This is a genomic window from Leifsonia sp. (genome assembly GCF_051955155.1).
Classification (GTDB): Bacteria; Actinomycetota; Actinomycetes; order Actinomycetales; family Microbacteriaceae; genus Leifsonia.
In genome coordinates this window covers 36,495-49,213 of record NZ_JBQCGZ010000008.1, presented here as the reverse complement: position 1 = coordinate 49,213, position 12,719 = coordinate 36,495, and the positions used below count along the sequence as shown (strand labels likewise).

11 protein-coding genes are annotated in these 12,719 nt (G+C 72.2%); 7 read left to right on the top strand and 4 right to left on the bottom strand.

Translation table 11 applies throughout. The features are described 5' to 3' along the window. Positions 1-113 precede the first annotated feature (113 nt). Together ACTHMF_RS00720 and ACTHMF_RS00715 are read left to right on the top strand one after the other, a co-directional pair. Positions 114-1,325: an MFS transporter gene (locus ACTHMF_RS00720; protein WP_314147498.1), complete on the top strand. Its 1,212-nt coding sequence runs from the start codon at positions 114-116 to the stop codon at positions 1,323-1,325. Positions 1,326-1,520: 195 nt separating this feature from the next. After that, positions 1,521-2,327: an endonuclease domain-containing protein gene (locus ACTHMF_RS00715; protein ID WP_440315886.1), complete on the top strand. Its 807-nt coding sequence runs from the start codon at positions 1,521-1,523 to the stop codon at positions 2,325-2,327. 56 nt (positions 2,328-2,383) lie between these two features. On the opposite strand, the gene ACTHMF_RS00710 is transcribed toward ACTHMF_RS00715, so the two are convergent. Genes ACTHMF_RS00710 through ACTHMF_RS00700 form a run of 3 tightly spaced genes read right to left on the bottom strand, consistent with a single transcriptional unit; the run spans position 2,384 to position 4,759 of the window. Further along, entirely contained in the window at positions 2,384-3,364 is a 981-nt protein-coding gene (locus tag ACTHMF_RS00710) for an aldo/keto reductase (protein WP_440315885.1), read from the bottom strand. A gap of 4 nt (positions 3,365-3,368) precedes the next feature. Then, a complete protein-coding gene (locus ACTHMF_RS00705) occupies positions 3,369-4,175 on the bottom strand; it encodes an alpha/beta fold hydrolase (RefSeq protein WP_440315884.1) in 807 nt (268 codons plus the stop codon). Next, positions 4,175-4,759 carry a TetR/AcrR family transcriptional regulator gene (locus ACTHMF_RS00700; protein WP_314147494.1) on the bottom strand — a complete coding sequence of 195 codons (585 nt, stop codon included), beginning with the start codon at positions 4,757-4,759 and terminating at the stop codon, positions 4,175-4,177. Before ACTHMF_RS00700 ends, ACTHMF_RS00705 begins: the two co-directional genes overlap by 1 nt. A 58-nt stretch (positions 4,760-4,817) precedes the next feature. Between ACTHMF_RS00700 and ACTHMF_RS00695 the strand changes: the two genes are divergently transcribed. The 4 genes from ACTHMF_RS00695 to ACTHMF_RS00680 are packed head-to-tail and all read left to right on the top strand — an operon-like array spanning position 4,818 to position 9,176. After that, positions 4,818-5,573: an SDR family NAD(P)-dependent oxidoreductase gene (locus ACTHMF_RS00695; RefSeq protein ID WP_440315883.1), complete on the top strand. Its 756-nt coding sequence runs from the start codon at positions 4,818-4,820 to the stop codon at positions 5,571-5,573. 41 nt (positions 5,574-5,614) lie between these two features. Continuing rightward, positions 5,615-6,775 carry an acyl-CoA dehydrogenase family protein gene (locus ACTHMF_RS00690; protein ID WP_314147492.1) on the top strand — a complete coding sequence of 387 codons (1,161 nt, stop codon included), beginning with the start codon at positions 5,615-5,617 and terminating at the stop codon, positions 6,773-6,775. 26 nt (positions 6,776-6,801) lie between these two features. Further along, on the top strand, positions 6,802-7,914 hold the full coding sequence (locus tag ACTHMF_RS00685) for an aminopeptidase P family protein (RefSeq protein ID WP_314147491.1): 1,113 nt from the start codon (positions 6,802-6,804) through the stop codon (positions 7,912-7,914). Next, positions 7,911-9,176, top strand: a complete 1,266-nt coding sequence (locus ACTHMF_RS00680) for a DUF445 domain-containing protein (RefSeq protein ID WP_440315882.1) — start codon at positions 7,911-7,913, stop codon at positions 9,174-9,176. Before ACTHMF_RS00685 ends, ACTHMF_RS00680 begins: the two co-directional genes overlap by 4 nt. A 95-nt stretch (positions 9,177-9,271) precedes the next feature. On the opposite strand, the gene ACTHMF_RS00675 is transcribed toward ACTHMF_RS00680, so the two are convergent. Then, positions 9,272-9,652, bottom strand: coding sequence for a DUF3054 domain-containing protein (locus ACTHMF_RS00675; RefSeq protein WP_314147489.1), 381 nt, complete (start codon positions 9,650-9,652; stop codon positions 9,272-9,274). 180 nt (positions 9,653-9,832) lie between these two features. Here ACTHMF_RS00675 and ACTHMF_RS00670 point away from each other — a divergent pair, with 180 nt between their 5' ends. Further along, positions 9,833-12,712 carry an aminotransferase gene (locus ACTHMF_RS00670; protein WP_440315881.1) on the top strand — a complete coding sequence of 960 codons (2,880 nt, stop codon included), beginning with the start codon at positions 9,833-9,835 and terminating at the stop codon, positions 12,710-12,712. The last annotated feature ends 7 nt before the right edge of the window (positions 12,713-12,719 follow it).

The window sequence follows — 12,719 nt, the reverse complement described above, 5'->3', positions numbered from 1 at the left end:
TCTAGTGGGCGTGTCATCCACAGATGTGGGAAAGTTATGCACATTTCCACACCCTCATCGCGCCTCGCGGGACCTCGTCCGGAGTCGGTGCCGACCGATAGAGTTGGAGTCTTGTGAGCACCTACTCGAGCCTTCTGAAGACGCCGGGCGTCGCGCGGATCATCGCCGCCCAGCTGACCGCCCGGTTCCCGTTCGGCATGCTCTCGCTCGCGTTCCTGCTCCATATCGAGCGCATCCACCACTCGTACGGGGCGGCCGGGCTCGTGCTCGGCGCCATGAGCATCGGCCAGGCCATCGCCGGACCGATGACGAGCCGCCTGATGGGCGTGCTCGGGATGCGCGTCGTACTGTGGACGACGCTCGCCCTGTGCGCGGCGGCCGTCGCGGCGATCGGCGTCTTCGTCATGCCCGTCCCCGTCACGATGGCGGTCGCGTTCTTCGCCGGGCTCAGCATGCCGCCTATCCAGCCGGCGGTGCGCACCATCTATCCGAAGATGGTCAACTCCCGGCAGCTCACCCCGCTGTTCTCGCTCGACGCATCGTCGCAGGAGATCATCTGGATCGCCGGCCCGGTGGCGATCACCTTCGTCTCGACCCAGATCGGCACCGTCGAGGGCATCCTGATGTCGGTGGCGATCATGCTGCTCGGCGGCTTCTGGTTCATCGCCTCCCCCGAGGTCGGCCGCGTGCGCATCCCGCGCAGCAAGCGCCGGTTCGGCGTCGTTCTCGCCCGGCCGCCGGTGCTGCTGGCGACCGTGGTCGGCTTCCTGCTGATCGGCTCGTGCGCCGCGGTCGAGGCGGGTGTCGTCGCGACCTTCGGCGAGGGCTCTCCGCTGGCCGGCATCGTGCTCGCGATCTGGTCGCTCGGCTCGCTGGTCGGCGGTCTCGCGTTCGGACACGTGCCGATCGGGCCGTGGGCGACCGCGCGCCGGATGCTCATCGTCTTCGTCGGCGTCGTGCTCTCCACCTTCATGCTGTGGTCGTGGTGGGGCCTGTCGCTCACGCTGCTGATCGCCGGCCTCGGCATCGCGCCCGCCCTCGCGGTGCTGTTCGCGATCGTGTCGGCGAGCGTCAAGTTCTCGGACACCGCGGAGGCCTACGGCTGGGTCGGCACCGGCCAGCTGATCGGCGCGGCGCTCGGCTCCGCCGTCGCCGGCTTCCTCATCGACTCGAGCGGCGCGATCGGCGCGTTCTGGGTCGCCGGCGCGTTCGCGCTCGTCGGCTTCATCGTCCCCGCCCTCGCGCACCGCTTCCACCCCGACCTCCGCGGCCGCGACGCCTCGCCCATCCCCGACACCGAACCCGTCCCCGTCCAGCCCTCGTAGCGGTGAGTGGTGACATCATGTCACCACTCGGCTCGGATAGCCGCCGTTTGTCACCACTCGATTCGGGGCTGTGGAGAGATTCGGACGGTGCGGCACCGGATTGTGCAGGGTGGGGAGATGGGTCGCCCACCAACTCCCCTCCCCGGCGCGCTCGAGCGCGCGGCGGTCTCGGTCGGGGACTCCGACGCTCTGGGGGTGCCGAGGAGCCGTCTCCGTGCGGCCGATCTCGCGCGCCCGGTCCGCGGATTCCGCGTCCCGGCCGATGCAGAACTCGCGCAACGCTGCCGCGCCCTCCGGCTCCACCGCTCCGATCTGGCGTTCAGTCATTCGACCGCGCTGGAACTGTATGGCGCACCGCTTCCCGCGCGGATGAGACGGGACCCGCGTATCCACGTCACCGTCGCCGCGCCGACCCGGGCACCGCAGATCCACGGGGTCGCCGGCCACGTCACCCGGAGCATCGTCGTCCGGTCGCATCGCGGACTACCGGTGATCGCGCCGGAACAGTCGTGGCTGGATGCCGCTGCCATGCTCACGCGTCCGGACCTCGTCGCCGTCGGCGACTACTTCGTGGCGCACGGCTTCGCGACCCCCGCGTCGCTGGAGACGGCGCTCGCCGCATCCCGAGGACGCCGCGGACTTTCGGTGGCACGCCTTGCCCTTCCTCTTATCAGGGCGGGAGCGGAATCGCCGAGCGAGAGTCTGCTTCGCGTCCTCCTCCATGACGCGGGCCTCCCACCGTCGGCGTTGAACGTCAACGTCTTCGATCTTCAGGGGCGCTTCGTCGCTCGCGTGGACCTCGCCTACGAGGACCAGCGCATCGCGGTGGAGTACGAGGGCGACCATCACCGGACGGACAGGGCGCAGTGGCACAAGGACATTCATCGTCAGGGCCGTCTGGAGGACCTGGGGTGGCGGGTCATCCGCGTGACCGCCTCCGACCTGGCCACCCCCGCCACCCTCCTCACCCGTGTCCGTCGAGCTCTGGGTCTCGAACGGTGAGCAGTGGCGGAAATACCGGCCGGGTGGCGACGTGATGTCACCGCTCGGCGGGCGGGCTACCAGCGGGGGTGGATGGTGGGGCGGAGGCGGGTGTCGTAGAGGGCGTGGACGGCGGCGTCGAACGTGGCGGGGAGGCGGACGTCGGCGGCGGCCGCGTTGAGCCGGGCCTGCTCGGGTGAGCGGGCGCCGGGGATGACCGAGGTCACGCCGTCCTGCGCGATGATCCACGCGATCGCCGCCTGGGCGGGCGCCACGCCCTCCGGCGCGAGCGCCGCGAACGCGCGGGCGGCCTGCACGCCGGTCTCGTAGTCGACGCCCGAGAAGGTCTCGCCGACGTCGAACGCCTCGCCGTGCCGGTTGTAGTTCCGGTGGTCGTCGGCCGCGAACCGCGTCGACTCGGTGTAGCGGCCGCTCAGCAGGCCGGACGCGAGCGGGACGCGCGCGATGATCCCGACGCCGGCCTCGCGGGCGGCGGGCAGCACCTCGTCGAGCGGCTTGAGCCGGAACGCGTTCAGGATGATCTGTACGCTCGCCGTGCCCGGCCGCGCGATCGCGGCGAGCGCCTCGGCGCAGGTCTCGACGCTGACCCCGTAGCTCGCGATCGCGCCATCGGCGACCAGCGAGTCCAGTGCGTCGTATACGGCGTCGGAGGAGAACACCGGCGTCGGCGGGCAGTGCAGCTGGACGAGGTCCAGGGTGTCGACGCCGAGGTTCCGGCGCGAGCGGTCCGTCCACTCCCGGAACTTCGCGAGCGTGAAGTTCGCCGGGTCCTGCTCCTCGCGCCGCCCCATCTTGGTGGCGACGGTGAGCGGCAGCTCGGGATGCGCGGCGCGGTAGCGGCCGATCAGCTGCTCGCTGCGCCCGTCGCCGTAGACGTCCGCGGTATCGAAGAAGGTGACGCCGGACGCGGTCGCCGCATCCAGCACCGCCATCGCGTCCGCCTCCGACACGTCGCCCCAGTCGGCGCCGAGCTGCCAGGTTCCGAGTCCGACGACGGAGACCTGCCGGCCCGTCCTGCCAAGTGTGCGCTGTTCCATGCCGTCAGCCTACGCACGCGGCCGCGACCACCCGGGCAAGGCGCTTGCGGATGATGTGGTCGTTCGCCTCCACCCGGTGCATCGTGACGTGCCGCATCGTCTCGATCACGGCCAGGCTGCCCGGCGCGATGAAGGCGTCGAGCGTGCCGTAGACCACCTCGACGGGGACCCGCACCCTGGCGAGATCGCTGACGACCGTCTGCTGCTCGATGCAGTTCTCGAGCGAGCGCACGAACGGCGTCCAGTTGCGCTCGGTGATCTCGAAGACGCCCTTGATGGGCAGCAGCCGGGCGAGGATGCGGGCGTTGCGGATCGTGAAGTCCTTGTTCGCGCGCAGGAACTCGTAGGCCCGCAGGTAGGCGCTCACCCTGCTGCGCACGCGGCGGTCGCCGATCGCCGCCGGACTGCCGTAGATCGGAGGGCCGACGAGCACGAGCCGCGCGAGCGCTCCGGGATGCCGGGCGGCGTAGCGGGTGACGATGAGGCTGCCGAGGGAGTGGCCGACGAGGACGAACGGCTCCCGCAGGCGCAGCGAGCGCAGTGTGCTGGCGAGGGCCGCCTCGTGCTCCTCGATCGTGTACCGGGCGTCGGCCGGGGCGGGCGAGCGCCCGAACCCGAGGATGTCGATGGAGACCACGCGGCGCGTCGGCTCCAGGAGCGGCACGAGGTTCTGGAACGTCACGGACGAGGAGGCGATGCCGTGCACGAGGACGACGACGGGCCCCTCCCCCTCGTCGCCGGCGATGTGCAGCAGCGGCGGCCGCCGCAGCAGCCGGTCCAGCGCCCGGCGCACGCGCCCGCGTCCCGCCATCACGCGCCCCGCGCGTCGTCCGGCCACCACGACGGCGTCAGCCGGGCCACCAGGGCGAGGAACGAGTCGACGTCGCGCGGGCGCGGCCGGCTGAGCCAGACGTCGATGGCGCCGATGATGCCGTCGGCCAGGTAGCGCTCGATCGTGCGGCGCTCGATGTCGTCGGCCGCGGGCACGGAGACGCTGCGCTGGTCGAGCAGGAGCTCGATGGAGCCCTGGAAGTGCTCGCTGAGCATCGCGTGCAGGCTGGCGTCGCCGCTGTCGGTGCCGAGCCCGCGGCGGTAGATCGCGTCGTGCGCGTCGACGTGCTGGAGCACGGCGCGCGTCACGCCGCTCACCGCGGCGACCGCGTCCTCCGGGGCCACGTCCACGAGGTAGGCGGCGCGGAGGTCGTCGAGGTCGGAGCGCAGCACCCGGCGCAGCAGCTCGGCGGGCGACGACGCGTAGGTGTAGACGGTCGAGCGGTGCACGCCAGCCGCGGCGGCGAGGCCGGAGACGGTGACCTCGGTGATGGGCCCGGCGGTGGCGAGGTCGAGGACGGCGGCGGTCAGGCTCGCGAGCGTCTTCTCCTGCCTGGCATCCACTCCACGATCGTACAATGGAGATATCCGACAGATGTCGGATAACGAAAGGAGATTTCCCATGGCTCAGTACGATGTCGCCGACCGGTCCGCCATCGTCACGGGAGGCGGCTCCGGCATCGGCCGCGCCGTCGCCCTCACCCTCGCCGCGAGCGGCGCCGCCGTGCTCGTCACCGATCTGAACGAGGAGCACGCGAAGGCCGTCGTCGCCGAGATCCAGGCGGCGGGAGGCACCGCCGCCGCCCTCGCCGGAGACGTCACCGACCCGGCGTTCGCCGAGGCCAGCGTGAAGGCGGCGAACGAGCTCGCCCCGCTGAAGATCGCGGTCAACAACGCCGGCATCGGCGGCGAGGCCAACCCGGTCGCCGACTACTCGCTCGACGGCTGGCGCAAGGTCATCGAGGTCAACCTGAACGCCGTCCTCTACTCGATGCAGCCGCAGCTGACCGCGATGGCGGAGAACGGCGGTGGCGCGATCGTGAACATGGCGTCCATCCTGGGCTCCGTCGGCTTCCCGAACTCGTCCGCCTACGTCACCGCGAAGCACGGCCTGGTCGGCCTCACCCAGAACGCGGCGCTCGAATACGCGGACAAGAAGGTGCGCGTCGTCGCCGTCGGCCCCGGCTTCATCAAGACCCCGCTGGTGGAGGCGAACATGAGCCAGGAGGCGCTGCAGTTCCTGGAGAGCAAGCACGCCCTCGGCCGCCTCGGCGAGCCGGAGGAGGTCGCCGCCCTCGTCGCGTTCCTCGCCTCCGACGCCGCCAGCTTCATCACCGGCAGCTACCACCTGGTGGACGGCGGCTACACCGCCCAGTGATCCCCTGCCGTGCCCGGTCGCGCTCCCCTAGGCTGAGGAGCGTGACCGAGCACGACGACCTCCTGAGCGACGACCGCATCGAGCGGTTCCGCGCGCGAGCGGCGCAGTACGACGCCGAGAACCGCTTCTTCACCGAGGACTTCGCGGAGCTGGCGGAGGCCGGCTACCTGAAGGCGCTGGTCCCGACCGAGTTCGGCGGCCTCGGCCTCAGCCTCGAGCAGACCGCCCGGCTGCAGGTCCGGCTCGCCGGCGCCGCGCCCGCCACCGCGCTCGCGGTCAACATGCACCTGGTCTGGACCGGCATCGCCAAGACCCTGCACGACCGCGGCGACGACTCCCTGGAGTTCCTGCTGCGCGAGGCCGGCGCTGGAGAGGTGTTCGCATTCGGGCTGAGCGAGGCGGGCAACGACCTGGTCCTGTTCGGCTCGACAACGGACGCGCGGCCGCAGCCGGACGGCGGCTACCGCTTCCACGGCACCAAGATCTTCACCTCGCTCTCCCCCGCCTGGACCCGGCTCGGCACGATGGGCCTCGACTCCACGAGCGAGGACGCTCCGAAGATCGTCTACGGCTTCATCGACCGCACCGGCGGCGGCTTCGAGATCCGCGAGGACTGGGACACGCTCGGGATGCGCGCGACGCAGAGCAGCACGACCGTCCTCGACGGAGCGCTCGCGCCGGCCGACCGGGTCGTCCGGCGGCTCGACCCCGGCCCCAACCCGGACCCGCTGGTGTTCGCGATCTTCGCCAACTTCGAGATCCTGCTCGCGGCCGTCTACACCGGGATCGGCGCCCGCGCGCTCGAGCTCGCCGTCGCCGCCGCGCACCGCAGGAAGAGCCTCAAGAACGACGGCCGCAGCTACGCGAGCGACCCGGACATCCGCTGGCGGGTGGCGGAGGCGGCCATCGACCAGGACGCGCTGCTGCCGCAGCTGGACGCGATCGCCCGCGACGTCGACACGCTCGCCGACAACGGCGCGCAGTGGTTCCCCAAGCTGGTCGGGATGAAGGTGCGCGCCACCGAGACCGCTCGCCGCGTCGTCGACCAGGCCATCCGGGTCTCCGGCGGCTCCAGCTACTTCTCCGGCAGCGAGCTCGGGCGGCTCTACCGCGACGTGCTCGCCGGGATGTTCCACCCCTCCGACGCCGAGTCGGCCCACAACACCGTCGCGAACGCCTGGCTCGGCCCGGCGGAGGACTGAGAGCACACGAGAGCACGAGGAGCAGGATGCGCCCGATCACCGCACAGGACTTCGCCACCCGGCTCGCCCGCGGCGCCGCCCAGGCCCGCGAGGCGGGCTTCGACGGCCTGCTCGTCGCGCCAGGCGCCGACCTCGCCTACTTCGCCGACTACCTGCCGATCGCCACGACCGAGCGGATCACCCTGCTCGTCGTGCCGGCCGAGGGCGAGCCGACGATGATCGTGCCGGTGCTGGAGCACGACAGCGCGGCGGCCACCGCCGCCGCCGGCGCCTTCCGCATCGTCGACTGGCGAGACGGCGAGGACGAGTACGTCCCCACCGCGGCGCTGCTGGAGGCGGCCGGCCGCTACGCCGTCTCCGACGCCACCTGGGCGATGCACCTGCTGGCGCTGCAGGAGAAGCTCCCTGGCGCGCGCTTCGAGTCGATCTCGCACGCGCTGCCGATGCTGCGCGCCGTGAAGGGGCCGGACGAGATCGACCGGCTGGCCGCGGCCGGCGCCGCCGCGGACGCGACGTTCGAGGACATCCTCTCCGTCCGCTTCGCCGGCCGCACCGAGAACGAGGTGGCAGCCGACCTCGCCCGGCTGCTCCGCGAGCACGGGCACTCGCAGGTCGACTTCACCGTGGTCGGCTCCGGCCCGAACGGCGCGAACCCGCACCACGAGGCGGGCGAGCGCACCATCCTGGACGGCGACATGGTCGTGCTCGACTTCGGCGGGATCATGGACGGCTACGGCTCGGACACCACGCGGACCGTGCACGTCGGCGAGCCGACGGACGAGGAGCACGAGGTCTTCGAGGTCGTCCGGCACGCCCAGCAGGCGGCGTTCGAGGCGGTCGCGGTGGGCGTGCCCTGCCAGGACATCGACAGGGCGGCCCGCGCCGTGATCGCCGACGCGGGATACGGCGACCACTTCATCCACCGGGTCGGCCACGGCATCGGGATGACGACGCACGAGCCGCCGTACATGGTCGAGGGCGAGGAGCGGCCGATCGAGGCCGGGATGTGCTTCTCGATCGAACCGGGGATCTACCTGCCCGGCCGGTTCGGCGTCCGCATCGAGGACATCGTCGTGGCCGACCATGACGGCGCCCACCGGCTCAACAACACCAGCCGCGAGCTGCACATCGTCCGGTGACGACTGCGACGGCCGACCGCGACACGGAGCGACGCCGGGCGCTCCGCCGCATGAAGGTGCTGGCGACCGGCCTGCTGCTGATCGCCGCGGTCGTCTTCGCTGTCGCGTTCGCACTGCAGGACGCCTACCCGTGGCTCGGCTACGTCCGCGCGGCGGCCGAGGGCGCGATGGTCGGCGCGCTCGCGGACTGGTTCGCTGTCACCGCGCTGTTCCGGCACCCGCTCGGGCTGCGTATCCCGCACACGGCGATCATCCCGACCCGCAAGGACGAGATCGGCGAAAGCCTCGGCGAGTTCGTGGAGACCAACTTCCTCTCCGACGAGGTGGTGGCGACCCGGCTCGGCGGTCTGGACCTGGCGGGCGCGATCGCGGGCTGGCTGGCGACGCCGGCGAACGCGCGACGGGTGGTGGCCGAGGTCTCGGGAGGGCTGACCGGGATCGCGGGACTGCTCGACGACGACCGGATGCGGGAGGCGGTGGAGGCGGTCGTCCGCACGCACCTGGTGGAGCCGGAGTGGGGGCCGCCGCTCGGCCGGCTGGCTGAGCGCGTTCTCGCCTCCGGCGGCCACCGGGAGGCGGTGGACCTGCTGCTGGACCGGCTGGACGACTGGCTCGCCGCGCATCCGGAGGCCCTCACCCAGCTGGTCTCCGGCCGGCTGCCGTCCTGGCTGCCCTCGTTCGTGGACCGGCTGGTGGACGAGCGCGTGTACGTGGAGCTGCGCCGGTTCCTCTCCGACGTCCGGCACGATCCCGAGCACCGGGTGCGCCAGGCGCTCGACGACTACCTGGCCGACTTCGCCCGGCGGCTGCAGAACGACCCGGCGACGATCGGGCGGCTGGAGGACGCGAAGGCGCGGACGTTCGACGACCCGCGCATCCGCGAGCTGGCCGCGTCCGCGTGGACGGCGGCGCGGACGGCGGCGGTCGACGCGCTGTCCGACCCGAGCAGCGAGTTGCGGCACCGGGCGACCGCGGCGGTGGTGGATGCGGCGGCGCGGGTGCTGGACGACCAGGAGCTGCGCGCCTCGCTGAACGCGCGCCTCGGCGACGCCGCGCTGCACCTGGTCTCGACGTACCGGCACGACATCGCGAGCATCATCTCGGACACCGTTCGCGGCTGGGACCCGGAGGAGACGACGGACAAGATCGAGACCCAGGTGGGCCGCGACCTGCAGTTCATCCGCATCAACGGCACCGTCGTCGGCGCGCTCGCCGGCCTCGCCATCTACACCCTCGCCACCCTCACCTCGTCCCTCTTCTGACCCGCCCAGCAGCCGAGTACGCAGATTCTCTGCGTACTCGCGTGGTTCGGGGCGATTTTCTGCGTACTCGGCAGGTGGGGTATGGATGAGCGGGGTCAGGCGCGGCGGAGGGAGCGGCGGCGCACGAACGGGAGGGCGACGAGGCGCCAGCCGACGAGGAAGACGCCGAGCACCGCGAACGCGACGGCGATGAAGCTGGGCTGGACGCCCTGTCCGGCCGAGGTGCGGATCAGCATCCCGAGCGCGACCGTCATCAGCCAGATCGGAATGCCCGGCCACACGATCGCGAGCGGACGGCGCCATGCCCAGGTGACCAGCCAGCCGGCGACGAGCCCGACCAGGAACGGCCACAGCGTGGTGAGGATCCCCAGCGCACTCGCGGCCTCGCCGTGGCTGCGGCGCCCGACGAGCACGAACACGGTGACGAGGACGGCGTCGATCACGAACGCTACGAGCGCAGTCCTCCAGGATTTCACGCGGTCGATGCTACGCGGCGCCTCCCGTGGGTTCCCTGGACGCCGAGGGCTGCGCGACTGTCGTCATTCGGTGCGTTCGCCCCTGCTCGCGCGGGGACGGACGTACCGAACGCGGACAGTGACGGCCGGGCCTTCTCAGTAGACTTGCAGAGAGCCCACCGACGAGCCCTGGAGCCCCCCGTGCCGAATTCCGACTTCCTCGCCCAGCCCTCGCTCCCCCGCCCCGACGTCGGCGCCGACGACGCGGCCGGCATCGCCGCGCGCGCGTTCGGCCTGGAAGGCAGCATCCGCGAGCTCGGCAGCAACCAGGACCGCAACTTCCTTGTCGACACCGGCGAGGAGCGGTTCGTGCTCAAGATCGCCAACCCCGTCTTCTCCGCCGACGAGCTGCACGCGCAGAACGCCGCGCTGAGCGTGCTCGCCGGCTCCGGCATCCGCATCCCCGAGGTCGTCCCGTCGCTCGAAGGCGACGACGTGATCGAGGTGGACGTGCAGGGCCGCCCGCTGCTCGCGCGCGTGCTGCGCTACCTCGACGGAGACCCGCTCACCGACGTCGAGCGGCCGACCGTCGAGCAGCTGCGCACGCTCGGCGCGCTCGCCGGCTCCGTCGCCGCCGGCCTCGCCGGGCTCGACCATCCCGGCCTCGACCGCACCACGCAGTGGGACGCGCGGATCGGCGGCGAGGTCGTCGACCTCCTGCTCGACCACGTCGAGCAGCCCGCCAAGCGCCGGGCGGTCCGCGCGGCGACGGACGCCGCCCTCGCCCGCCTCGCGCCGCTCCGCGAGCGCCTGCGCGTGCAGGCGGTGCACGGCGACGTGACCGACGACAACATCGTGCTCGGCGACGACGGACCCGGGGTGATCGACTTCGGCGACGTCGCCGACGGCTGGCTGGTCGCGGAGCTCGCCTCCACCGTAACGAGCGCGCTGCACCACCTGCCGGACGAGCCGATCGCCGTGCTGGAGGTCATCGAGGCGTTCCACGAGCGGGCGCCGCTGGACGACGCGGACGTCGCCGCGCTCTGGCCGCTGGTCGTGCTGCGCGGTGCCGTGCTCGTCGTCAGCGGCGAGCAGCAGGTCGCGCTGGACGGCGACAACCTCTACGCCGACGAGAACCGCGCGCACGAGTGGGTCGCCTTCGATGTGGCCCGCCGGCTGGATGCGGACGAGCTGGAGGCGCTCATCCGCGCCCGGCTGTGGGGCACCGGGAGCGCCGTCTCCGGCCTCGGCCGCGTCGTCGGCTTCGAGAGCACGGCCGCCAACGTCGCCGACCTCTCCGTCACCTCCCGCGACCTCGACGAGGGCGCCTGGCTGCGGGCGGACGCGGAGGACGGCGTGCTCGCCCGGGTGTGCAGGGACAGCGGGCATGCCGTCACCCGCTACGGCGAGGCGCGGCTGACCAGGGCGACCGTCGACCGGAGCGCCCCGTCGGCGACGATCGCGCTCGGCGTCACGCTGGAGCTGCCGGGCGGGATGAGCGTGCTCGCGCCGTTCGCAGGCGAGCTGTCGCTGGTCGAGGGCTCGTGGCTGCTGCGCGGCGACGGCGTCGACCTCTGGCTCGACGGCCTGAGCCGTCCCCTCACGACAACCTCCGTCGCCGCCGGTGATGAGCTCGGGACGGCCGTCCGCCTCACCGTTCAGCTCAGCAGCATCCCCGGCCGACGCCCGCCGGCGTTCGTGACGCCCGCCTTCCCGCTCGCGGTGTGGAGCGCGGTCTCCCCCGACCCGTCGGCGCTGTTCGGCATCGACCTGGCCGTCGCGACCGCCGATCCGGCCGACGTGCTGGCGCGCAGGGACGCGACCTTCGCCCAGGTGCAGGAGCACTACTTCGCCGAGCCGCCGCTGATCGAGCGCGGCTGGCGGCACCACCTGCTGGACACCCGCGCGCAGAGCTACCTGGACATGGTCAACAACGTCACGCAGATCGGGCATGCGCATCCCCGGCTCGTGAACGCCGTCCGCGACCAGTGGGCCCGGCTGAACACCAACTCGCGGTTCCACTACGAGGAGCTGTCCCGGTTCACGCAGCGGCTGGCCGAGGTCGCGCCGGACGGGCTCGACACGGTCTTCCTCGTCAACAGCGGGAGCGAAGCGGTCGACCTCGCGCTCCGGCTCGCTCAGGTGCACACCGGCCGCCGCACCGTGCTCGCCGTGACCGAGGCGTACCACGGCTGGACGGTCGGGGCCGACGCGGTCTCGTCGTCGATCGGCGACAACCCGCGCGCCCTGGAGACGCGTCCCGACTGGGTGCGCCTCGTCGCCTCCCCGAACGTCTTCCACGGCAGGCACAGGGGCCTCGACTCCGCCCCCGCCTACCTGGCCGAGCTGGACGCGGACCTCGCCGAGCTCGACGCCGCCGGCGTCCCGGTCGCCGGCTTCATCGCGGAGCCGGTGTTCGGCAACGCGGGCGGCCTGATGCTGCCGGACGGCTACCTCGCCGGCGTCTACGAGCGCATCCGCGCGCGCGGCGGCGTCTGCATCGCCGACGAGGTGCAGGTCGGCTACGGCCGCCTCGGCCACTACTTCTGGGGCTCCGCGCAGCAGGGCGTCGTCCCGGACGTGATCACGGTCGCGAAGGCGATGGGCAACGGCCACCCGCTGGGCGCCGTCATCACGCGCCGCGAGATCGCGGAGTCGTTCGCCGCGGAGGGCAGCTTCTTCTCCTCGGCCGGCGGCAGCCCGGTCAGTTCGGTCGTCGGCCTCACCGTGCTCGACGTCATGCGCGACGAGGGCCTGCAGCAGAACGCGGCCGTCGTCGGTGACCACCTCGCCGACCGGCTGCGCGCCCTCGCCGATCGGCACCCGATCATCGGCGCCGTGCACGGGATGGGCCTCTACCTGGGCGTCGAGCTGGTGCGGGACAGGGACACCCTCGAGCCGGCAGGCGCGGAGGCGGCGCTGATCTGCGAGCGGATGCTGGCGGAGGGCGCGATCGTGCAGCCGACCGGGGACCACAAGAACGTCCTCAAGATCAAGCCGCCGCTGTGCATCACCCGCGAGAGCGCCGACCGCTTCGCGGACGCGCTGGACCTGGTCCTCGCGACGCTGAGTGGTGAGTAGATGCCCT